The sequence below is a fragment of the Pseudomonas saponiphila genome (assembly GCF_900105185.1).
Classification (GTDB): domain Bacteria; phylum Pseudomonadota; class Gammaproteobacteria; order Pseudomonadales; family Pseudomonadaceae; genus Aquipseudomonas; species Aquipseudomonas saponiphila.
The window spans coordinates 3,043,465-3,066,632 of the sequence record NZ_FNTJ01000001.1 but is presented as its reverse complement, the minus strand read 5'-3'; the positions used below and the strand labels follow the sequence as shown (position 1 = coordinate 3,066,632).

General features: G+C 64.5%; 16 protein-coding genes. 6 read left to right on the top strand and 10 right to left on the bottom strand.

All coding sequences use genetic code 11. The features are described 5' to 3' along the window. Positions 1-96: 96 nt before the first annotated feature. A complete protein-coding gene (locus BLV47_RS14260; RefSeq protein WP_092314555.1) occupies positions 97-2,094 on the bottom strand; it encodes an alpha-1,4-glucan--maltose-1-phosphate maltosyltransferase in 1,998 nt (665 codons plus the stop codon). 204 nt (positions 2,095-2,298) lie between these two features. Between BLV47_RS14260 and BLV47_RS36225 the strand changes: the two genes are divergently transcribed. The 6 genes from BLV47_RS36225 to BLV47_RS14235 all read left to right on the top strand — a co-directional run bounded on the left by BLV47_RS36225 (position 2,299) and on the right by BLV47_RS14235 (position 8,444). After that, positions 2,299-2,463 carry a hypothetical protein gene (locus tag BLV47_RS36225; protein ID WP_167365663.1) on the top strand — a complete coding sequence of 55 codons (165 nt, stop codon included), beginning with the start codon at positions 2,299-2,301 and terminating at the stop codon, positions 2,461-2,463. Positions 2,464-2,713: 250 nt separating this feature from the next. After that, entirely contained in the window at positions 2,714-4,129 is a 1,416-nt protein-coding gene (ccoG, locus tag BLV47_RS14255) for a cytochrome c oxidase accessory protein CcoG (RefSeq protein WP_092314553.1), read from the top strand. A 155-nt stretch (positions 4,130-4,284) separates the two neighbouring features. Further along, positions 4,285-5,694 carry a GntR family transcriptional regulator MpaR gene (mapR, locus tag BLV47_RS14250; protein WP_047304573.1) on the top strand — a complete coding sequence of 470 codons (1,410 nt, stop codon included), beginning with the start codon at positions 4,285-4,287 and terminating at the stop codon, positions 5,692-5,694. 290 nt (positions 5,695-5,984) lie between these two features. Next, complete coding sequence (locus BLV47_RS14245) at positions 5,985-7,037, top strand: hypothetical protein (RefSeq protein ID WP_092314551.1); 1,053 nt, start codon at positions 5,985-5,987, stop codon at positions 7,035-7,037. Positions 7,038-7,051: 14 nt separating this feature from the next. After that, positions 7,052-7,834, top strand: coding sequence for a PoNe immunity protein domain-containing protein (locus BLV47_RS14240; RefSeq protein ID WP_092314548.1), 783 nt, complete (start codon positions 7,052-7,054; stop codon positions 7,832-7,834). Between the two features lie 58 nt (positions 7,835-7,892). Further along, a complete protein-coding gene (locus tag BLV47_RS14235) occupies positions 7,893-8,444 on the top strand; it encodes a hypothetical protein (protein ID WP_092314546.1) in 552 nt (183 codons plus the stop codon). 159 nt (positions 8,445-8,603) lie between these two features. Here BLV47_RS14235 and BLV47_RS14230 read toward each other — a convergent pair whose 3' ends face one another. From BLV47_RS14230 to BLV47_RS14190, 9 genes are all read right to left on the bottom strand, one after another. Further along, positions 8,604-9,350, bottom strand: coding sequence for an SDR family oxidoreductase (locus tag BLV47_RS14230; RefSeq protein WP_060839453.1), 747 nt, complete (start codon positions 9,348-9,350; stop codon positions 8,604-8,606). A 139-nt stretch (positions 9,351-9,489) separates the two neighbouring features. Then, a complete protein-coding gene (locus BLV47_RS14225) occupies positions 9,490-11,565 on the bottom strand; it encodes a putative bifunctional diguanylate cyclase/phosphodiesterase (protein ID WP_092314544.1) in 2,076 nt (691 codons plus the stop codon). A 221-nt stretch (positions 11,566-11,786) separates the two neighbouring features. Then, positions 11,787-13,280 carry an efflux transporter outer membrane subunit gene (locus tag BLV47_RS14220; RefSeq protein ID WP_092314542.1) on the bottom strand — a complete coding sequence of 498 codons (1,494 nt, stop codon included), beginning with the start codon at positions 13,278-13,280 and terminating at the stop codon, positions 11,787-11,789. Continuing rightward, positions 13,277-16,384, bottom strand: a complete 3,108-nt coding sequence (locus BLV47_RS14215; protein WP_092314540.1) for an efflux RND transporter permease subunit — start codon at positions 16,382-16,384, stop codon at positions 13,277-13,279. The genes BLV47_RS14220 and BLV47_RS14215 overlap by 4 nt, the downstream gene beginning before the upstream one ends. Positions 16,385-16,499: 115 nt before the next feature. Beyond that, positions 16,500-19,592: an MdtB/MuxB family multidrug efflux RND transporter permease subunit gene (locus BLV47_RS14210; RefSeq protein WP_092314538.1), complete on the bottom strand. Its 3,093-nt coding sequence runs from the start codon at positions 19,590-19,592 to the stop codon at positions 16,500-16,502. Further along, positions 19,589-20,911, bottom strand: coding sequence for an MdtA/MuxA family multidrug efflux RND transporter periplasmic adaptor subunit (locus tag BLV47_RS14205; RefSeq protein WP_092314536.1), 1,323 nt, complete (start codon positions 20,909-20,911; stop codon positions 19,589-19,591). The genes BLV47_RS14210 and BLV47_RS14205 overlap by 4 nt, the downstream gene beginning before the upstream one ends. A 178-nt stretch (positions 20,912-21,089) precedes the next feature. Next, entirely contained in the window at positions 21,090-21,590 is a 501-nt protein-coding gene (gene tpx / locus BLV47_RS14200) for a thiol peroxidase (protein ID WP_092314534.1), read from the bottom strand. A 206-nt stretch (positions 21,591-21,796) separates the two neighbouring features. After that, on the bottom strand, positions 21,797-22,474 hold the full coding sequence (locus BLV47_RS14195) for a type 1 glutamine amidotransferase domain-containing protein (RefSeq protein WP_092314532.1): 678 nt from the start codon (positions 22,472-22,474) through the stop codon (positions 21,797-21,799). Between the two features lie 61 nt (positions 22,475-22,535). Next, positions 22,536-22,979 carry an SRPBCC family protein gene (locus tag BLV47_RS14190; protein ID WP_060839461.1) on the bottom strand — a complete coding sequence of 148 codons (444 nt, stop codon included), beginning with the start codon at positions 22,977-22,979 and terminating at the stop codon, positions 22,536-22,538. Between the last annotated feature and the right edge of the window lie 189 nt (positions 22,980-23,168).

Sequence of the window (23,168 nt, the reverse complement as noted above, 5' to 3'; positions counted from 1 at the left end):
CGATGCGCCACGACAACCGCAGGAGCTGGCTCGCCAGCGAAGGCGTCAGCCAGCCCGGCGCAAGGCTCAAAGGCCTGTTCGCCGGCAAGCCGGCTCCTACAGGGGACTGATGCGCCAGATGCCGAAGGGCTGCGGCGGTTCCAGGCGCATGAACTGGGTCTTGCCGTGCCAGGTCCAGCGGTGGCCGTTCATCAGGTCTTCGCCCTGGGTCTGGGCGTCGTCAGGCAGCCCCATTTCCCACAGCGGCAGCTCGAAGTGAGCCTCCTGCGGGTTGAACGGATCGAGGCTGACCGCCACCAGCACGAAGTTGCCGCCGTCGCGGCTGCGCTTGCCGAAATACAGGATCTGGTCGTTCCAGGCGTTGTACAGCTTGAGCCCCAGGTGGCTGTGCAGTGCCGGGTTCTGCCGGCGGATGCGGTTGAGCTGGGCGATCTCGGCAATGATGTTGCCCGGGGCGCTGAAGTCCCGGGGGCGGATCTGGTATTTCTCCGAATCCAGGTATTCCTCCTTGCCCGGCAGCGCCGCCGACTCGCAGAGCTCGAACCCGGAGTACAGGCCCCAGAGCCCGGAGCCCATGCTGGCCAGCACCGCGCGGATGAGAAAGCCCGCGCGCCCGGAGTCATGCAGAAAGCCCGGGTTGATGTCCGGGGTGTTGACGAAGAAGTTCGGCCGGAAACACTCGCGCCACGGCGACTGGTTGAGCTCGCTGAAGTAGCTGGCCAGCTCGCTCTTGGTGTTGCGCCAGGTGAAGTAGGTGTAGCTCTGGGAGTAACCGATCTTGCCCAGGCGCGCCATCATCGCCGGGGTGGTGAAGGCTTCGGCGAGGAAGATCACCTCCGGGTGCCGGCCGCGCACATCGGCGATCAGCCACTGCCAGAACGGCAGCGGCTTGGTGTGGGGGTTGTCCACGCGAAACTGCTTGACCCCCTCCTCGACCCAGCCGAGGACGATGTCCCGCAGTTCCAGCCACAGACCGGGGATGGCCTCGGCGGCATAGAAGTCGACATTGACGATGTCCTGGTACTTCTTCGGCGGGTTCTCGGCGTATTTGATGGTGCCGTCCGGCCGCCAGTTGAACCAGCCCGGATGCTCGGTCAGCCAGGGATGGTCCTGGGAGCACTGGATGGCGAAGTCCAGGGCGATTTCCAGGCCGTGGTCGGCGGCGGCGGCCACCAGCCGGCGAAAGTCCTCCAGGCTGCCCAGTTGCGGATGGATGGCCTCGTGACCGCCCTCCTCGCTGCCAATCGCGTAAGGGCTGCCGGGGTCGTCCGGCGCGGCGCTGAGGGCATTGTTGCGGCCCTTGCGATGGCGGCGGCCAATGGGGTGGATCGGCGGGAAGTACAGCACGTCGAAGCCCATGTCATGGATCATCGACAGCCGCCCATGGACATCGTCGAAAGTACCGTGGCGCTGGGGATCATCGGTGATCGAACGGGGAAACAGCTCGTACCAGCTGGCGAACTGCGCGCGCTGGCGCTCCACATCCACCGGGTACTCGGGGCTCAGGCTCAGGTAGGGACGGTGATCGGCCTCGGCCATCAGCCGGGAGCTGCGCTCAGCGAGAAACAACGCCACCTGCTCGGCCTCCAGCAATCCGGCCAGTTGCTGGCGCAATTCCAGCAATTGCTCGCGCAACGGCCCCTCGCTGCGTTCGGCGGCCTGCTGCACCTGATTGCGCCCCTCCTGCAGCTCCAGGCTCACCGGCACCCCGGCCTGGTGCTTTTTCTCCAGTTCGTGACAGAAGCTGGCGAACTGATCGATCCAGGCTTCGATGCAGAAGCGGTAGCGGCCCACCACCGGCACCGGGAAGCGCCCCAGCCAGCCATCGTTGCCCTGATCCTCCAGGGCCTGGCTGAACCAGACCTCCTCGCGCTCGTTGCGCCAGCGCACGCGCACCGCCAGCCGCTCGTGACCGTCGGCGAACACCTTGCACGTGACCTCGACCTCCTGGCCCTCCACCGCCTTGACCGCGAACTGCCCGCCATCGAGCACCGGACGGGTGTTCTCGATGGCGATCCGCGGCAGCAGCAAGGCCTCGGACAAGGGCAGCTGCGCCTGCTGGCAGTGCTGTTCTGTCGGTTTCTCTGCAGTCATCGAACATCACCCCTCTAACACGTCCAAGACGCTCTGGTTGTGGAGTCGGCGGCACCCCGGTGAATCCATGCACCTAGTGTCCGAGCCACAGGCCGCGGCGAAAGTTCAGCGCGATTGCTCGGCCAGGCGACGGGAATCAAATCCGTCCGCACAGGGTCCACCGCAAGAGCCTGTGCATCGACAAGCACAAAGGAGGCCATAGCGATGAATATCCCGATCCCGGCAGAAACCCCCGACCCGAACCTCGACCAGCCGCCCTTGCCCCAAAACGAGCCGCCACCGCCGCCCGAGCAGGACCCGCCCGGCACCAGCGCACCGCCCAAGGGCGATCCGCCCGCTACCCGGCCGCCGCTGGAGCTCCAAGCATAGCCAGCGCCATCTGCAGGCCAGCGCGGGTGATTCGGTGATTTGACTGACCTGGATCAGGGCTGTCCGCACAGGCCTGTGCCAGAGGCCCTTGCGGCCATCCCCGGGGGTGCCGGAGGGGTGCAGCAAGTTGTCGCAGGGGCTCGGAAAAAGCTCATCTGATACGGTTTTTTATCAAATACCTGAGTCTGTTATGCAAACAGATCCGTGGTCATAGTTGCCCGGCCTGATGGAGGCTGATGAGCGAACGACCATGAGCGAAAGAATCCCCGTCCGATTAGTAGAGACCTTCGAAGCTTCACCCCCTAAACAGATGAAGTCGAAGACCACCGACAAACACGTTTACACCCGCAGCTTCACCGGTTTGTTCCGTACCCTGCGCATGACCGGCGCGGGTTTCCTGTTCCTGCTGTTCTTCGGCACGGTCTGGTTGAACTGGGGTGGCCGCCAGGCGGTGCTCTGGGACCTGGCCGAAAGCAAGTTCCACATCTTCGGCGCGACCTTCTGGCCCCAGGACTTCATTCTCCTATCGGCGCTGCTGATCATCTGCGCCTTCGGCCTGTTCGCCATCACGGTGTTCGCCGGCCGGGTCTGGTGCGGCTACACCTGCCCGCAAAGCTCGTGGACCTGGCTGTTCATGTGGTGCGAAAAGGTCACCGAAGGCGAGCGTAACCAGCGCATCAAGCTGCAAGCCGCGCCCTGGGGCCTGAACAAGCTGGCCCGCCGGGCCATGAAGCACACCCTGTGGCTGGGCATCAGCCTGCTCACCGGCCTGACCTTCGTCGGCTACTTCACCCCGATCCGCCCCCTGGCCCACGAACTGCTGACCCTGCAGATCGGTGGCCTGAGCCTGTTCTGGGTGCTGTTCTTCGCCGCGGCCACCTACATCAACGCCGGCTGGCTGCGCGAAGCGGTGTGCATGCACATGTGCCCCTATGCCCGCTTCCAGAGCGTGATGTTCGACAAGGACACCCTGACCATCTCCTACAACCCGGTGCGCGGTGAAAGCCGTGGCCCGCGCAAGCGTGATGTGAAGCCCGCCGATGTCGGCCTGGGCGACTGCATCGACTGCCAGTTGTGCGTGCAGGTCTGCCCCACCGGCATCGACATCCGCGACGGTCTGCAGATGGAGTGCATCGGCTGCGCGGCGTGCATCGACGCCTGCGACTCGATCATGGACAAGATGGGCTATGCCCGGGGCCTGATCGCCTACACCTCCGAACACCAGCTGCAAGGGGGCAAGACCCACCTGCTGCGGCCGCGCCTGGTGGGCTACAGCGCGGTGCTGCTGGTGATGATCGGCGCCCTGGTGCTGGCCCTGGTGCAACGGCCGATGGTGTCCCTGGACGTGAGCAAGGACCGTGGCCTGTTCCGCGAGAACGCCATGGGGCAGATCGAGAACATCTACAGCCTGAAGATCATCAACAAGACCCAGGAACGCCAGAACTACCGCCTGGCCCTAGTGGACGGCGATGGCTTCGAGCTGCAAGGCAAGACCGAACTGAGCCTGGCCCCGGGGGAAATCATCGACCTGCCGGTTTCGGTGGCCATGACCCAGGACCGTGCCCAGAGCAGCTCCCAGGCCATCAGCTTCAAGGTCGCCGACAGCGATGAGCCAAGCGTCTACGCCGTCGCCAAGAGCCGTTTTGTTGCGCCGATGAACCGCTGAGCCTCTAGAATGCCGTGGCCAGGGAGCCTGCTACCGTCCCTCGGCCACGGGAACCCTGTACTCGACACCGCCATGGGCCCAACCATGGCCGTCGAGCCTTCCCTTGCGAATCTGAACACCTAGACCCGATGACCAGACTGGATCTTGCCCCGCAGATGAAACGCTACGAAAAATTCGCCGACGACATCGCCGAACTGATCCGTTCCGGGGTCCTGGGCCCTGGCCAGCGCGTGCCCTCGGTGCGCTACGCCAGCCAGACCTACGGGGTCAGCCCGTCGACGGTGTTCCAGGCCTACTACCTGCTGGAGCGCCGCGGCCTGATCCGCGCCCGTCCGCGCTCCGGCTACTTCGTCAACGCCCACGCGCCGAGCCCGTTCTCCGAGCCGGTGATCAGCAGCGAAGTCAACGAATCCACCGAAGTCGATGTCAGCGAACTGGTGTTCTCGGTGCTCGACTCGATCAAGGATCCGAGCACCGTGCCCTTCGGCTCGGCGTTCCCCAGCCCGACCCTGTTCCCCCTGCAACGCCTGTCCCGCTCCCTGGCCAGCGCCAGCCGCGAGATGGACCCGCGGGTGGTGGTCACCGACATGTCCCCGGGCAACCCGCAACTGCGCCGGCAGATCGCCCTGCGCTACATGGTGGCCGGGCTGATGCTGCCCATGGAGGAGCTGCTGATCACCAATGGCGCCCTGGAGGCGCTGAACCTGTGCCTGCAGGCGGTGACCGAACCCGGCGACCTGGTAGCCATCGAGGCCCCGGCCTTCTACGCCAGCCTGCAAGTGCTGGAGCGGCTCAAGCTCAAGGCGGTGGAAATTCCCGTGCACCCGCGGGACGGCATCGACCTTGGGGTCCTGGCCCAGACTCTGGAGCGGCACCCGATCAAGGCCTGCTGGTGCATGACCAGCTTCCAGAACCCCATGGGCGCGAGCATGCCCGAGGCCAAGAAGCAGGAACTGGTTGAGCTGTTGCGCCAGCACCAGGTGCCGCTGATCGAAGACGACGTCTACGCCGAGCTGTACTACGGCCAGCAGGCACCGAAACCGGCCAAGGCCTTCGACACCGAGGGCCTGGTGATGCACTGCGGCTCCTTCGCCAAGAGCCTGGCCCCGGGCTACCGCATCGGCTGGGTGGCGGCCGGGCGTTACGCGCAGAAGATCGAACGGCTCAAACTCATGACCTCACTGTGCGCCTCGATGCCGGCCCAGGCGGCGATTGCCGACTACCTGCAGCACGGCGGCTACGACCGTCACCTGCGCAAACTGCGCTACGCCCTGGAAGAACAACAGAGCGCCATGCTGGCGGCGATCGCCCGCTACTTCCCGGCCCAGACCCGGGTCAGCCAGCCGGCGGGCGGCTACTTCCTATGGCTGGAACTGCCGCCGCAGATGGACTCGCTGAAACTGTTCCAGATGGCCCTGGCCCAAGGCATCAGCATTGCCCCCGGGCCGATCTTTTCCCCGACCCAGCGCTTTCGCAACTGCATCCGCCTGAACTACGGCAGCCCCTGGAACGACGCCGCGGAACAGGCCATGGAAACCCTCGGGCGGATCATCCGCTCCTTCTGAACACAACCGCCCCACCCACACCTGTAGGAGCCGGCTTGCCGGCGAAGAAGCCCGCAAGACATGCGTCGCCCTGGCGGACGCCTTCGCTGGCAAGCCAGCTCCTACGGAGCGATCCACATTCCGGGCTTTCCAGAGCAAGTCGCTGCATGAGCGAAGCCCTGAGCCGCCGCACCCGCAGCACCGGATATGCCCCCATCCCACTCGCCCCATGAAATAACCAAACTCCCTTGCCCCACCCCCTCGTTTCCTTCAGCATCCGCACTCCAATTTTCCAGGGAAAGGAACACGTCATGGTCGAAGACCTGTATTACGACGACTACCCAGAGGCCAAGGCCGAACTGCTCAAGGCCATCGAACTCGGCCGCCTGCCACTGCTGACCCAGGAACTCAACGCCTACGACTGCATCCAGGCGATCTTCGAACTGGACGCCATCAACAACCCCAAGGACGAGGAAGACGCCTTCTTCGACTTGGCCCTGGCCCTGATCGGCTGGATCCCAGGCCCCGGACAAGGCCTGAAGATCCTCCTGCGCCTGATCAACCGCGCGCCAAAGCGCCACGCCGAAAAGCTCTTCGACCTGATTCGCCACACCCTGCAGGCCTGCCGCCTGAAAACCAGCCCCGAACAACTGCTGGAAAAGTGCCTGGACCCTGTGCGCCTGGCCGAAGAGCTGCCCGAGATCATCCGCGGCGTCAGCGCCTCCAGCACCTTCAACGGCCTCACGCCCCAGCAGCGCCTGGTGCAGCACAACCTCAACGAAGCCTGCGAACACAGCGAATTTCTAATGGTGACGGTGCAAGAGCGCATCGCCCCGTGGATCGCCGAGCAACGCAACAACTCGGCCGCCGCCCACAGCCGCGGCCCGGCCCTGGCGCCCAAGCCGCAGTCGTCCCTGGAACCGCGCCCAACGACCATCACCGCCGCGCCACAACCCGGCGCCCACGACGCCGCAAGCCTCGCCCAGGACGTCAACCAGGGCCTGGAACACCTCACCGGTGAGGGCAACTGGCTGGAGCTGAACCTGCACTACCCGAACCTGGAGCCGGTGTCCGGCGCCGCCTACCGAGCGGTGTTCAGTGACGGCTCGCAAGCCGAGGGCAACCTCGACCAGGAAGGTTTTGCCCGCCTGGAAGGCATCCCCGAGGGCCCGGTGAAGGTCTACTACGGCGAAGACCCGCGCCCCTACCTGCGTCGGCCAATCGTTGCCCTGCCCGCGGATCCACAGCAGTTGGAAGAAGAGCTGGAGCAGCTCGACCTGGATCCCGCCGAAGTCGACCTGGCGACCCTGCTGCTGGAAACCTCGCAGCGCAAGGCTCCCTTCACTCTGATTCCCGTCTACTGAGGCCCGGCACCGAGATGAACCGCAGACAAGTGTTTCTCAGCCACAAGCAGTACCACGACTTCCTCGAAAGCCTGGCCGGCGAAGAGGCGCACTGGCAGACCCACTCGATGATGGCCGACAGCCCCGAGCAGGAAGCCTCCCTCAAGGCCTCCAGTGTGCGCAGCGCGCGCCTGCAGCACCTGATCCTGGGCTACACCGGCGGTGCGCCCATGGAGCAACTGGCCCGGGAGCTGGATGGGGTGATCGAAGGCTACGAGGACTACCAGCGCAAGATGGGTGTTTATGAAGAACGGCCGGATATCGCGCCGCTGAACATCGAAGACTACCCCGACGAGTACGAGGAATATGTCCAGGTGATCAGCCTGTGCATCCTGCTGCAACGCAGCGACCTGCTACCGCGTCTGGTGCTACTGCAGGACCGTGCCGGCTTTGGCGGCCAGGACACCCTGATCGAGGACCTGCTCAAGGCCTACCTGCCGGATCGTGAAGACGTCGACCAGTGGTTCCATCACGTCTCTACACCCCTGATCAGGGCCATCTACACCGAAGACCCGGAGGAACCCCGGGAGCTGCTGGTGGAGTACTGCAACCAGTGGTACGAGGCCTTCGAACAGGCCCCGTGGCACGACAGCCACCTGTACGGCGACGAGGGTTCCTACTTCGGCTACTGGGCCTTTGAAGCTGCGGCGGTGGCCTACCTGTTCGGCCTGGACGACAGCGCGGTGAAACACATGGTCTTCCCCCGGGAGATGCTCGAATACGCCCGGCACTTTACCCCACCGCCGATGCCCCAATAGCTGGCGCGGCACTGATAGGCCCCGTTTGCCGCCCCTCCTTAAAGGTTATGCATTGCCCATGAAAGCCTGGATCAAGACCCTGCTGACCACCCTGCTCGCGGCCGCCCTGTGCCTGCTGTTCGCCCGCGTTGTGCTGCCGCCGCTGCTGGTGCAGCTGATACCGCCGAGCTGGGAAGGCGGCCCGTGGTTCTGGATCAATCTGCTGCTGGCGGGTTTCCTGGCCGGGCTGGTGGTGGCGCCCCTGCTGCGCACCCGGCGTTATTACCCGGTGCCGCTGCTGCTGTTGCTGTCGACCCTGGTGGTGGTCGGCAACTGGGCGCAGAGCCGTTGCAACGACGCCCAACTGCAGGCCATCGAGCAGCTGGAAAGGCGCAGCGCGAGCCATTCCAACCTGGGGTTCTCCGAGGAGCAGCCCGCGCCTTCGGCGCCTGTGGAGCTGAGCGCCACACCGGGCGTCTGGGCCCATGAACAAGGCTACGGATTTGGCTACAGCTGCACCCGCCCAGGGGAAACCCTGGGCTACCTGGCGCCGTTATTGATGAGCTTTTGGATCAGCGTGCTGGGGCTGTTGCTGGCCCTGTTGATCGGCCCCGGCCGGCGCGCCCGCTGAGGAACCCGTAGGAGCTGGCTTGCCAGCGAAGGCGTCCGCAAGTGCGGCGCAAGACTCAAGGGCCTCTTCGCCGGCAAGCCGGCTCCTACAGGTTGTACCGCAAGCACCCAGGGGTTGTAGGAGCTGGCTTGCCAGCGAAGGCGTGCGCAAGGTCGGGGCTCAGCGGCCGCCGCCCAGGTCGATGAAGCTGCCGGTGGTGTAGGAGGCTTTGTCCGATAACAGCCAGAGAATGGCTTCGGCCACTTCGTCGGGACGTCCGCCACGGCCCATGGGAATCGCCGATTCCAGTTTGCTGACCCGGTCGGCGTCGCCGCTCAGGGCATGAAAGTCGGTGTAGATGTAGCCCGGGCGCACCGCGTTGACGCGGATGCCCTCACCCGCCACTTCCTTGGACAAGCCAATGGTGAAGGTATCCAGGGCGCCCTTGGACGCGGCGTAGTCGACATATTCGCCCGGAGAACCCAGGCGTGCCGCCACCGAAGAGACGTTGACGATGCTGCCGCCCTGGCCGCCATGGCGCGGCGACATGCGCAGCACGGCGTGCTTGGCGCAGAGGATCGGCCCCATGACATTGGTCTTCATGATCTTCTGGATGCGGAATTCGGACATTTCATCGAGACGGGACTTGTGCCCCACGGTCCCGGCGTTGTTGACCAGGGCGGTGACCCGGCCCAGTTCGCTGTCGACCCGTTGGAACAAGCCAATGACTTCATCTTCGATACTGACGTCGGCCCGGACAGTGATGGCCTGGACGCCCAGGGCGCGAACCTGCTCCAGCACCTGGTGAGCCGCCTGTTCGTCGGCCTGGTAATTGATGCACACCTTGAAACCCTGCTGCGCGGCCAGCAATGCCGTGGCCGCACCGATTCCCCGCCCGCCACCGGTGATGACGATGACTTTGTCCATACTGCCGACTCCCTGACTGATCATTTCAACGCCCGCCATTAAACACCCCACAGGCAGCGATGAAAACCGCAGTGACATCAATCAGCCGCTATTGCGGGATCACAGCACCCGCCACCGGGGACAACCGCCGGCTATCGCCTCAGGCCTTGCGTTCAGCCTGCTGGATACCCTGCATGAAGCTCTCGGGCGGTAGCGGGTGGCCCAGGTAATAGCCTTGCAGCGAGTCGCAGCCCAACTGGGTAAGGAAGCTCTGCTGCACCCCGCTCTCCACCCCCTCGGCGACGATGCGCAGGCCCAGGGCCTGGCCCAGGGCGACGATCGCCGAGACGATGGCGGCATCGTCGCTGTCGTGCTCCAGGTCACGGACGAAACCACGGTCGATCTTCAGCTCGTTGGCCGGCAGGCGCTTGAGGTACATCAGGCTCGAATAGCCGGTGCCGAAATCGTCGATGGACAGGTCCACCCCCATGTCCGAGAGCTGCTGCAGGACGATCATGCTGACATCGGCGTCGTTCATCGCCGTCGTCTCGGTGATTTCCAGGGTCAGGTTGTTGGCCGGCAACTGATTGCTCTCAAGGGCCTGGGCCACACTCTTGACCAGCCCCACATGGCAGAACTGCAAGGCCGAGAGGTTCACCGCGATGCGCCAGTCGGTATAGCCCTGGACATACCACTGGCGCATCTGCCGGCAGGCCTCGTGCAGCACCCAATCGCCGATGGCGATGATCAGCCCGCTTTTCTCCGCCAGTTCGATGAACTTGTCCGGCAGCAACAAGCCGTGCTGCGGATGCTCCCAGCGCAACAGCGCCTCGGCCCCCACCGGGCGCCCGTTGCCGGCATCGAACTTGGGCTGGTAGTAGAGGCGGAACTGATTGTGCTCCAGGGCATTGCGCAAATCCTGGAGCAGCTGCAGCTGGCGCCGGGCGTTGCTGTTCATCGAGGCATCGAAAAAGCTGTAGCCGTTCTTGCCGGTGGCCTTGGCGTGATACATCGCCGCGTCGGCGTTCATCAGCAGTTCCTGGGCGGTCAGGCCATTGCCGGGGTACACCGCGATGCCAATGCTGGCGGAAATCTGCAGGTCGTGGTCGGCCACGCGGAACGAGCGGGACACCAGGCCCACCTGCCGCGCCGCCAGGCGCAAGGCGTCATCCGGCTCGCCGAGCTGTACCAGCAGCACGAACTCGTCGCCGCCGATCCGTGCCAGGGTGTCTTCGCTGCGCAGGTCCTCGCGCAGGCGCAGGGCCACTTCCCGCAGCAACTGATCACCCATGTGATGGCCAAAGGCATCGTTGACCGGCTTGAAGCCGTCCAGATCGATGAACATCAGCGCAAAGCAGCCGCCATGGGCGGTCACCCGGTGCATGGCCTGGTCGATGCGGTCGGCCAGCAGAATGCGGTTCGGCAAACCGGTCAGGGTGTCGTGCAGAGCCAGCTGGGTCAGTTCCTTGTTGGCCTCGGTCAAGGACTGCGCCAGCACCGCGGTGCGGGCTTCCAGGCGGGCGTCCAGCACCGAGGTCAGCAAGGCGATGATCAGCACCGCCAGGGTGGTGATCAGCACCAGGTTGTCCAGGCCCTTGCCACTCAGGCCGTAGCCCAGGGCCCCACAGAAACTGCCGTCACTGAAACGCGCGGCGGCCATGCCGGTGTAGTGCATGCCGACGATGGCAAACCCCATGACCACCGCCGCACCGGTGCGGGCCAGGCGCACATGAGGGGTGTTCTGGCGCAGGCGAAAGGCGATCCACAGCGCCGCCAGCGAGGCGCCGAAGGCAATCAGCAACGAGGCGCTGAACAGGCTCGGGTCGTAGTCGATACCCGGCTGCATGCGCATCGCCGCCATGCCGGTGTAGTGCATGCCACTGATGCCGGTGCCCATGATCAAGGCGCCGAACAACAGTTGCCACAGCGGCAGGCGCGGCTGGCTCACCAGCCACAGGGCAAAGCCGCAGGAGAGGATCGAGATCAGCAGCGACAGAGCGGTCAGCGTGATGTCGTAGCCCAGCTCGATGGGCAGCTCGAAGGCGAGCATGCCGATAAAGTGCATGGACCACACACCGATGCCCATGGCCAGGGCGCCGCCACACATCCACAGATAGGCCGCACGACCTTTGGTGGTAGCGATGCGTCCGGTGAGATCGAGAGCGGTATAGGAAGCCAGAATCGCCACGAAAATGGAGATCACGACCATTGCGGGGGAGTAACTACCGATGAGCATGGGGCATCTCTTGGTCGTTTTACCGATGTTTGCCCGGCGGGCAAAAGCGCAGATTGTACTGATTGCGCAGAAGAACGCATCTACAAAGTGAGCAAATAGCCAGCAGCCGGACAGAACGTCTGGCCCGGGCCTTTGATGCCCCTACAGTGCTTGTGGGCATGGGCTTTGCGCGACGTTTTCGGCGGCCCTCGCGCGCCCCTGCGCGAGGGCCCAGCGGCGACTTATTGCTGCTCGCTGACCTGCAGCTGGCCGTCCCAGCCGCCACCCAGCGCGGCGATCAGTTGCACGCTGGCAATCAGCCGGCTCTGCAGCAGGCTGAGGACGCTGCGCTCGTTGCTCAGGGCGGTGGTCTGGCTGGTGACCACGTCCAGATAACCGATGAGTCCGGCCTTGTACTGGTTCTCGGTCAGGCGCAGGGCCTCGCGGGCCGAATCCAGGGCCTGCTGGCGTACCCCCGCCTCGTCCTCCAGGACCTTGAGCTGGATCATGTAGTTTTCCACCTCGCGGAAACCGTCGAGCACGGTCTGCCGGTACTTGGCCACGGTCTGGTCATACACGGCCTCGGTGCGATCCACTTCCGCCGAGCGCTGGCCACCGTCGAACAGGGTCATGGCCAGTTTCGGCCCCACCGACCAGAAGCGGTTGGGCAGGCTGATCCAGTTGGCGTAGGTACTGCTGCTGTAACCGCCGGCCAGGCTCAGGGTCAGGTCCGGATAGTAAGCCGCCTTGGCCACGCCGATCTTGGCATTGGCGGCCATCACCGACCGCTCCGCCGAGGCGATGTCCGGACGCCGCTCCAGCAACTGCGAGGGCACGGCCAGGGGGACCTGGGGCAGCAACGGAATCCGGGTGGTTTCCGCCAGGTTGAATTCGGCCGGCGGTACGCCCATCAGCACCGCGATGGCGTTCTCGAACTGCGCCCGCTGCCAGATCAGGTCGATCAGGTCGGCCTGGGTGCTTTTGAGCTGGGTCTGGGCCTGGGCCACCGCATCCTTGCCGGACACCCCGGCCTGATACTGGTTCTGGGTCATGGTCAGGGAGCGCTGATAGGCCGCCACCGTGGCTTCCAGCAGGCGCTTCTGTTCGTCGATCACCCGCAGTTGCAGGTAGTTCTGCACCAGCTCCGACTGCTGGCTCAGGCGCATGGCCGCCAGATCGGCGAAGCTCGCCTCGGCGCTGGCTTGGTCGGCTTCCAGGCCACGGCGCAGCTTGCCCCAGACATCCGCCTCCCAGCTCACCCCCAGTTGGGTGTTGTAAGTGTCGCGAATGCCGCTGCTGGAGCTGCTCAGCCCCGAACTGCTGCTGCCGGTGCCCTGGCTGGCGCGGGTCTTGCCGGCACTGAGGTCGACACTGGGGAAGAACGCCCCGCGGGAGCTGCGCACCATGGCCTGGGCCTGACGGTACTGGGCCTCGGCCTGAGCCACGCTCTGGTTGGAACTGTTGAGGCGCTCGATCAGGCCGTTGAGCTGGGCGTCACCGTACAGCTCCCACCAGGCACCCCGGGCCAGGGCATCGCTGGGATTGGCCTGGCGCCAGCCCTGGGCCTCCTTGTACTGCGCAGGCTCGGCCACTGGCGGACGCTGGTAGTCGGGACCGATGGCGCAGGCACTGAGCAGCGCCACGCACAAGCCCAGGCTCAAGGCCCGCGAACCCCGGGCCATGGCCAGGCACTGGGCGGACAGCAGAGTAACGGGACGGGACGATTGATCGGTCATAGCGGCGTTTCCAGAGCGGCATCGGTACGGACCCCACGCCAGTGGTTGAACTTGTGGCGCAGGCGATCGAGGTAGAGGTAGACCACCGGGGTGGTGTAGAGGGTCAGCACCTGGCTGAAGACCAGGCCGCCAATGATGGTCAGGCCCAGGGGCTGGCGCATTTCCGAGCCTTCGGCGCCTCCCAGCAGCAACGGCAAGGCGCCGAGGATCGCCGCCAGGGTGGTCATCAGGATCGGCCGCAGGCGTTGCAGGCAGGCACTGCGGATCGATTGCAACGGGTCCAGGCCCTGGTGGCGCTCCAGTTGCAGCGCCAGGTCGATCATCAGGATCGCGTTCTTCTTCACCACGCCGATCAGCAGGAACAGCCCCAGCAGCGAGATCAGGCTGAACTCGCCGCCCAGCACGTAGATCGAGAGCAAGGCGCCGACCCCGGCCGACGGCAGGGTCGAGAGAATGGTCAGCGGGTGGATGTAGCTTTCATAGAGCACCCCGAGCACCAGGTACACCGCCAGCAACGCGCCGAGGATCATGAACGGCTGGCCCTTCTGGGTGGCGGCGAAGGCATCGGCGGTGCCGGCCATCTTGATGATCACGTCCTCGGGCATGCCCAGCTTGGCGATCGCCCGTTCGATGGCGGCGGTGCCCTGCTCCACGGTCACGCCTTCGGCCATGTCGAAGGAAATGCTCTCCGAGGCGAACTGCCCTTCGTGGCTGACCCGGTCGTCTTCCAGGCTGTTTTCGTAATGGGCGATGGTCGACAGCGGAATCCGCGCGCCCTCGCTGGTGATTACCTGCACCTGGTTCAGGGTGATCGGGTCCCGGGCGTATTTCGGGTTGACCTCCATCACCACCTGGTACTGGTTGAGGCTGTCGTAGATGGTGGAGATCTGCCGCTGGCTGTAGGCGTTGTTGAGCACCGCGGTGACCATGTTCATGTCCACTCCCAGGCGCTTGGCCTGGTCGCGGTCGACCACCAGGGTCACCTGCTGGGCACCGCGGCCTTCGCGGGCATCGATGGCGGTCAGCTCGGGCAAGGCGCGCAGCGCGCTGACCACTTTCGGGTACCACTGGCGCAGCTCGCCCAGGTCACCGCTTTGCAGGATGTAGGAATACTGCGAGGTGGTCTGCTCGCGGCCACCACCGAACTGCAGGTCCTGGTCGGCCATCAGCATCAGTTGCGCGCCGGGCACCTTGGGCATTTCCTTGCGCAGGCGCTCGATGACCTTCTGCGCCGAGATATCGCGCTCCTTGATCGGCTTCAGGCGCACCAGCATGAAAGCGTTGTTGGTGCCGTTGTTGCCGCCGATGAAGCCGGCCACGCTTTCCACCGCCGTGTCCTTGAGCACCGCGCGGCGGAAGATCTCCATCTTCGGCTGCATCACGCTGAAGGACAGGCCGTCGTCGCCCCGGACGAAGCCGATCAACTGGCCGGTATCCTGCTGCGGCATGAAGGTCTTGGGCACCACCACGTACAGGGCCACGTTGACGCCGATGGTGACCAGCAGGCTGAACAGGGTCAGGCGCTTGTGCCGCAGCACCCAGTCCAGGCTGGTGGCGTACTTGCCCACCATCCACTCGTTGCTGCGCCGGCTCCAGCGTTGCAGGGTGTTTTCCTGACCCGGAGTGTGAGGCTTGAGCCAGCGCGCGCAGAGCATCGGGGTCAGGGTCAGGGACACCACCAGGGACACCACGATGGCCGCCGCCAGGGTAATGGAGAACTCGCGGAACAGGCTCTGGATGATCCCGCCCATGAACAGGATCGACAGGAACACCGCCACCAGCGAAACGTTCATCGACAGCAAGGTGAAACCCACCTCCTTGGCCCCTAGGTAGGCGGCCTTCATCGGCGCGATGCCTTCGTCGATATGCCGGGAAATGTTCTCCAGGACCACGATGGCGTCGTCCACCACCAGGCCGGTGGCGAGGATCAGCGCCATCAGCGACAGGTTGTTCAGGGAAAAGCCATAGAGGTACATGACGGCGAAGGTGCCCACCAGCGAAACCGGCACCGCCAGGGTCGGAATCACCGACGCGCGGAAATTGCCGAGGAACAGGAACACCACCAGGATCACCAGGGCCACGGCGATCAGCAGGGTCATCTCGGCCTCGTGCAGGGTGGCCTTGATCACCGGCGAGCGGTCCATGGCCAGGTTGAGCTTGACGCTGGCCGGCAGCACCGCCTGCAACGCCGGCAACTGGGCCTTGATCTCGTTCACCGTCTCGATGATGTTGGCCCCGGCCTGACGGTTGATCACCAGCAGCACCGCCGCATCGTCGTTGAAGAAACCGCTGTTGTAGCGGTCTTCCACCCCGTCGCTGACCTTGGCCACGTCTTTCAGGCGCAGGGCCGCACCGTCCTTGTAGTGGATGATCAGCGGTTCGTAGTCACGGGCCTTTTCCAGCTGGTCGTTGGCCTGGATCTGCCACAGCCGCTGATCATCCTCCACCGAGCCCTTGGGCCGGCGCTGGTTGGCATTGGCGATGGCATTGCGCACGTCATCCAGGGCCACGCCGTACTGGTTGAGCAACTGCGGCTCCAGCTCGATGCGCACCGCCGGCAAGGAGCTGCCGCCGATCTGCACTTCGCCCACGCCCCGCACCTGGGACAGGCTCTGGGACAGGATGGTCGAGGCCAGGTCGTAGAGCTGGCCCTTCTCCAGCACATCGGAGGTCAGCGACAGCACCATGATCGGTGCCTGGGACGGGTTGACCTTCTTGTAGGTGGGCATGCTGCGCATGCCGCTGGGCAACAGGTTGCGCGAGGCGTTGATGGCCGCTTGCACTTCCCGGGCCGCGCCGTTGATGTCGCGGTCCAGGTCGAACTGCAGGATCACCCGGGTCGAGCCCTGGCTGGAGCGGCTGCTCATGGTGTTGACCCCGGCGATCGCGCCGAAGGAGCGCTCCAGCGGCGTGGCCACGGTGGAGGCCATGACCTCGGGGCTGGCCCCGGGCAGGCTGGCCTGGACCACGATCACCGGAAAATCCATCTGCGGCAGCGGCGACACCGGCAGCAGGCCGAAGCTCACCCCGCCCAGCAACATGATTGCCAACGACAGCAGCATGGTCGCCACGGGGCGCTTGATGAAAGGACCTGAGAGATTCATGGGCGACCGCTCCAAGCTGCAAGCCTCAAGCTGCAAGAGAAAAGCGGGAACTGCGCACGCTCTTGCTTGTGCTTTAACTTGAAGCTTGTAGCTTGCCGCTTGCCGCTGACGCCCCTCACACCACTTCTCCTGTGGCGGGCTTGGCAAACCGCCGCCCCAACCGATCAAACGCCAGGTAAATAACGGGCGTCGTGAATAGGGTGAGGACCTGGCTGACCAGCAGCCCGCCGACCATCACCAGGCCCAGGGGCTGGCGCAATTCGGCGCCGGAGCCGGTGGCCAGCATCAGCGGCACGGCGCCGAACAGCGCCGCCAGGGTGGTCATCAGGATCGGCCGGAAGCGCAGCAGCGCCGCCTGGTAGATCGCCTGCTCCGGGGCCATGCCCTGGTGGCGTTCGGCGTCGAGAGCGAAGTCGATCATCATGATCGCGTTCTTCTTGACGATGCCGATCAGCAGGATGATGCCGATGATGGCGATCATGCCCAGGTCATTGCCGCTGAGGATCAACGCCAGCAAGGCGCCCACCGCCGCCGAGGGCAAGGTGGAAAGGATGGTGATCGGGTGGATGTAGCTCTCGTAGAGCACGCCGAGCACGATGTACATGGTCACCACTGCCGCCAGGATCAGCAGCAAGGTGCTCGACAGCGAGGCCTGGAAGGCTTCCGCAGCGCCCTGGAAGCGGGTCTGCACCCCCACCGGCATGCCGATTTCCTGCTGCACCTGTTCGATGACGTTGACCGCCTTGCCCAGGGCCACGCCCGGGGCCAGGTTGAAGGACATCATCACCGCCGGGAACTGGCCGATATGGGCAATGGCCAACTGCGCCTGACGCTCCTCGACATGGGCCAGGCTCGACAGCCGCACTTGCCCGCCATCGGTGGTCTTGACGTGGATCTGCTCCAGGGCCTGAGGCCCGATGCGCTCGCCGGCCTGGGCCTGGAGCACCACCCGGTACTGGCTGGCCTGGGTGTAGATGGTGGAGATCTGCCGCTGGCCGAAGGCGTCATACAAGGCGTCGGTGATGTTGGCCACCGAAACCCCGACCCGGGACGCTGCATCGCGGTCAATCACCAGGTACACCTGCAGGCCCTTGTCCTGCAGGTCGCTGGCCACGTCGGTGAGTTCCGCGCGCAGGGCCAGGGCCTGCACCAGGCGATTGCTCCACAGGCTCAGCAGCTCGGCATCCGGCGACGACAGGCTGAACTGGTACTGGGTACGGCTGACCCGGTCTTCGATGGTCAAATCCTGCACTGGCTGCATGAACAGGCGGATGCCCAGCAGCTTGTCCACTTCGGGCTGGATCCGCGCGATCACCTGGGCCGCGCTCAGGTCGCGCTGGCCGTGGGGCTTGAGGTTGATCAGCAGGCGGCCACTGTTGAGGGTGGCGTTGTCGCCGTCGACACCGATGTAGGACGACAGGCTGTCCACCGCCGGGTCCTGCAGGATGATCCTGGCCAGATCCTGCTGGCGCTGGCTCATGGCGGCGAAGGACACCGACTGCGGCGCCTCGGAAATGCCCTGGATGACCCCGGTGTCCTGCACCGGGAAAAAGCCCTTGGGCACCACCAGATAAAGGAGCACGGTCAGGCCCAGGGTGCCGACGGCCACCATCAGGGTCAGGAACTGGTGCTTGAGCACCCACTGCAACTTGCGCCCGTAGCTTTCGATCAGCCAGTCGATCCAGGCCCCGCTGACACGGTAGAAACGCCCCTGCTCCTCTTCCTTGGGTTCGCGCTTGAGCAGCCGCGCGCACATCATCGGGGTCAGGGTCAGGGACACCACCAGGGAAATCAGGATCGCCACCGCCAGGGTGATGGCGAACTCGCGAAACAGCCGGCCCACCACATCGGCCATGAACAGCAGCGGGATCAGTACGGCAATCAGCGACAGGGTCAGGGAGATCAGGGTGAAGCCGATCTGCTTGGCGCCCTTGAGCGCCGCCTGCAGCGGGCTGTCGCCCTCCTCGATGAAGCGCGCGATGTTCTCCAGCATGACGATGGCGTCGTCCACCACGAAGCCGGTGGCGATGGTCAGGGCCATCAGGGTCAGGTTGTTCACCGAAAAGCCGGCCAGATACATCACGCCGAAGGTGCCGATCAGCGACAGCGGCACGGCAATCGAGGGAATGATCGTGGCACTGGCCCGGCGCAGAAAGAGGAAGGTCACCATCACCACCAGGGCAATGGCAATCAACAGCTCGTGCTGCACGTCCTTGACCGAGGCGCGGATGGTCTGGGTGCGGTCGGTGAGCACGGTGACGTCCAGGCCCGCCGGCAGGTTGTCGGTGATGCTCGGCAGCAGCGCCTTGATCCGGTCCACCACCTCGATCACGTTGGCCCCGGGCTGGCGCTGGATATTCAGCAGCACCGCCTGGTTCTCGTTGGCCCAGGCCGCCAGGCGCTCGTTCTCGGCACCGTCGACGATCTCGGCCACATCCTTCAGGCGCAGGGGCGCGCCATTTTTATAGGCCAGGATCAGCTCGGCGTAGTCCTTGGGCGAGGTCAGCTGGTCGTTGGCATCGAGCATCGACACCCGGGTCGGGCCGTCGAAGTTGCCCTTGGGCTGGTTGACGTTGGACGCGCCGATCAGGGTGCGCACGTCCGCAAGGTTCAGGCCGTTGGCCGCCAGCGCCTCGGGGTTGACCTTGATCCGCACCGCCTGGCGCTGGCCGCCGGCAATGCTGACCATGCCGACGCCGCTGATCTGGGCGATCTTCTGCGCCATGCGCGTGTCCACCAGGTCATTGAGCTTGGGCAGCAGCATGGTCTTGGAGGTGATGGCCAGGGTCAGCACCGGGGTGTCCGCCGGGTTGACCTTGTTGTACACCGGCGGTGCCGGCAGGTCCTTGGGCAGCAGGTTGGTGGCAGCGTTGATCGCCGCCTGCACCTGTTGCTCGGCCACGTCCATATTGATGTCGAGGCTGAAGCGCAGGGTCAGCACCGAGGCGCCGCCGGAACTGGTTGAAGCCATCTGGGTCAGGCCGGGCATCTGCCCGAACTGGCGCTCCAGGGGCGCGGTGACCGCGCTGGTCATCACGTCCGGGCTGGCCCCGGGGTACAGGGTCATGACCCGGATGGTCGGGTAGTCCACCTGGGGCAAGGCCGACACCGGCAACAGGCGATAGGCGATCAGGCCGGCCAGGACAATGGCCAGCATGCTCAGGGTGGTGGCTACCGGACGGAGGATGAACAGCCGCGAGAAGTTCATGCGCCGACCTTTTGCGCCTTGCCATCCGCCGGCTTGCCATCCGCGGCCGGCGCACCGGCGGGCTTGCCCTGCAGGTGCTCGGTGGGGGTGACGGGTACTGCCGCGCCGTCGTTGACCACTTCCACTTCGCTACCGTCCTTGAGGCGGTCGGTGCCTTCCATCACCACGCGATCACCGGCCTGCAGGCCGTCCTCGATCACCGTCGACTCGCCGTTGCTGTCGCCCACCTTGAGCGGACGGATCTTCACCTTGTTGTCGCCATCCAGGGCGTAGACAAAGGTGCCGTTGGTGCCGAACTGGATCGCCGCCGAAGGCGCCAGCACCACGTGCTTCAGGGTGTCGGCCAGCAGCCGCACATTGACGAACTGGTTGGGGAACAGGCCCTGGTCGCGGTTATCGAAGCGTGCCTTGAATTTCAGGGTGCCAGTGGTGGTGTCGATCTGGTTGTCCAAGCTTTGCAGCACGCCGCTGGCTTGCAGCTTGACGTCGCCCCGGTCCCAGGCTTCCACCGGCAGCCTGGCGCCGCTGTGGTAACGCTTGAGCACGGTGTCCAGGGTGTTTTCCGGCAGGGTGAAGGCCACGCTGATCGGCTGGGTCTGGGTGATGATCACCAGTGCCGTGGTGTCATTGGCCGACACCAGGTTGCCCACATCAAGCTGACGCAGGCCCACGCGGCCGGCAATCGGTGCGCGGATATTGGTGAATTCGAGGTTGAGCCTGGCGTCGTTGACCGCCGCCTGATTGGTCTTGACCGTGCCCTGGTACTGGCCCACCAGCGCCGCGGCGGTGTCCAGGGTCTGCTTGGCGATACTGTCCTGGGCATACAGACCGCGGTAGCGCTCAAGATCGACCTGGGCGTTCTTCAACTGGGCCTGATTCTGCAGCAAGGTGCCTTCGGCCTGGAGCAAGGCGTTCTGATAGGGGCGCGGGTCGATCTGTGCCAGCAGGTCGCCGGCCTTGACCATCTGCCCTTCCTCGAAATTGACCTTGACCAGTTCCCCCGCCACCCGGCTGCGCACATTGATGGTGTTCAACGCCGTCACCGTGCCCAGGGCCTTGAAGTACACCGCGAAATCACCCTGGGTCACCGGCGCCACGCGCACCGGGATCGGCCCGCTGGCCCCACCGAAGCCGGGGCGCATGCTACCGCTGCGCCCGGTATGCCCCACCGCGGCCTTCGCTTGTGCAGCCTCTTTGGGGGCGCTGCCGGCGGGCCAGAACTTCCAGCACAGGCCGCCCACCAGCAGCAGGACAAACAGGCCGAACAGCCAGCGACGAGAGTTGCGGGGAGCAGAGGATTGCATGGAGTGATCAACCATTGGGCGCGTGGGAGTCTTCTTTGGGGAAGGCTGAAAGATAAGCACTGGAGCGGTTTTAGCAAAGCGCCTTTACCGGCAATTTACCTTTGACTGACGTTTCAAGGTGCGGCGCTAAGCCACTGAAGCACAAATAAAAACGGCCTGGACAGAGCCAGGCCGTGAATAATTGTAAAAGCTGTTACTTGAGCACGGCCAGGGCCGCGTCGTAGTTCGGCTCTTCAGCGATTTCCTTGACCAGCTCGCTGTGCAGCACGGTGTCGTTTTCGTCCAGCACCACCACGGCGCGGGCGGTCAGGCCGGCCAGCGGGCCGTCGGCAATGGCCACGCCGTAGTTCTCGATGAACTCGCGGCCACGCAGGGTCGACAGGTTCTGCACGTTTTCCAGGCCTTCGGCACCGCAGAAGCGCGCCTGGGCGAACGGCAGGTCGGCGGAGATGCACAGCACCACGGTGTTGTTCAGTGCGTTGGCCTGGGCGTTGAATTTGCGCACCGAGGTGGCGCAGGTCGGGGTGTCGACGCTTGGGAAGATGTTCAGCACCTTGCGCTTGCCAGCGAGGCTGCTCAGGGAAACATCGGCCAGGCCGGCGCCCACCAGGGTGAACGCAGGCGCTTTGGAACCGACTTGCGGCAGCTGGCCATTAACCTGCACCGGATTGCCTTTGAGAGTGACTTGAGCCATGAACGGAGTCCTTATTGAACAGTGATGATGGAACAGCAATGAGAAATTCTTGAGAGGCCGAAGTTAAGCATGAAACGGCCCGAGCACCTATTGCCAGGCGGATAAATCGTCCAACAACCTGGCAGATTGCAGGGACTGGCTTGCCAGCCAAGGCGGTTTCGAAGCTGGCATCCGGCTCAGGGCCCCCTTCGCCGGCAAGCCGGCTCCTACAGGTGCGCCAGCAGCAGGTCCGCGACCGGGCCACCGGACGCCGGGTTCTGCCCGCTGATCACCCGCCGGTCTTCCACGGCAAACGACGCCCAGGGCTCAGCGGCCTTCTGGTACAGGGCGCCGCGCTTGAGCAGTTCGGTTTCGGTCAGGTACGGCACATAGGCGTCCAGCTCGGCGAGCTTCTCCTCTTCATTGGAGAACCCGGTGACCTGCTTGCCAGCGATCAACAGCGAACCATCGCTGAGCTTGATGTTCAGCAAGCCCACTGCGCCATGACAGACCGAACTGACGTAACCGCCCTGCTCATAGATGTCGCGACTCAGGGCCTGCAACTCGGGGTTGTCGGGGAAATCCCAGAGCACGCCATGTCCACCGGCGTAATAGATGGCCACATAGTCCCGGGCCTGGACCTGCGACGGTTTCAAGGTCGCGCCCAGGCGGCTCATGAAGGCGCTGTCCTGGTACCACTGCCAGTCGGTGTCGTCGGCCATGGCCAGGCTGTGGGGGTCGATCGGCACGTAGCCGCCCTTGGGACTGACGTAATCCACCTCGAACCCGGCCGCTTGCACCTTCTTCACAAAATGCACTGCCTCTCCCAACCACAGGCCGGTGGCTCGGCTCAGGTTGGGGTATTTGGCCACGCTGGTCAGCACCACCAATATCTTCTTGCTCATGGGCATGCTCCTTGAACTTTGAATGGGAATGCGAATGGAAAAACACAACACCGCGCCGCCATCACCCCAGCAAGCGCAACATGTTGCGGTGCCGGGCATCGAAAATCCGCGCCATGTAGGCGTTGACCACCAAGCGTTCCAAAGGTGCGCCACCGATGGCCCGATAAGTCACGCGGTCGGTGTACAGAGTGCCCCCTTCGGCGGCCTCCACCCGATGTTCATGACGAAAGGCGCGCAGCGGCCCCTTGAGCATCTCATCGACAAAATGCCGGTCGCTGACCTCTCGGATGACCACCGTCCACTTCGCCGGTATGACACCGAACATCCAGTGCAGGAAGCTGAACTGGCGTCCGACACTGATGCGCAGGTCATTGATGTCGATGCCGCCCAAGGGGGTCACCCGCTCGGGAAAGATCTTCGGAAAGTTGGCCCCTTCAAGGCAGAAATCCAGCACCTGGGCCGGGCTGCGGCCCGGCAGAAAAGTCGTGCGTTCCACTACAGGCATAGCTGACAGCTCCTTGCTCAACCCGAGATAAAGTTACAAACAACATCACATAACAATCATAAACAATTGTTTTTATTGGTTTTTTTACACCAAGAAACAACATTAACTAAACCATGCAAAGAGCATAGAAATAATCACAAATCGCTTTAATAGCCATCTCCACTGACCGCAACCCGGCCGGACTTGCCC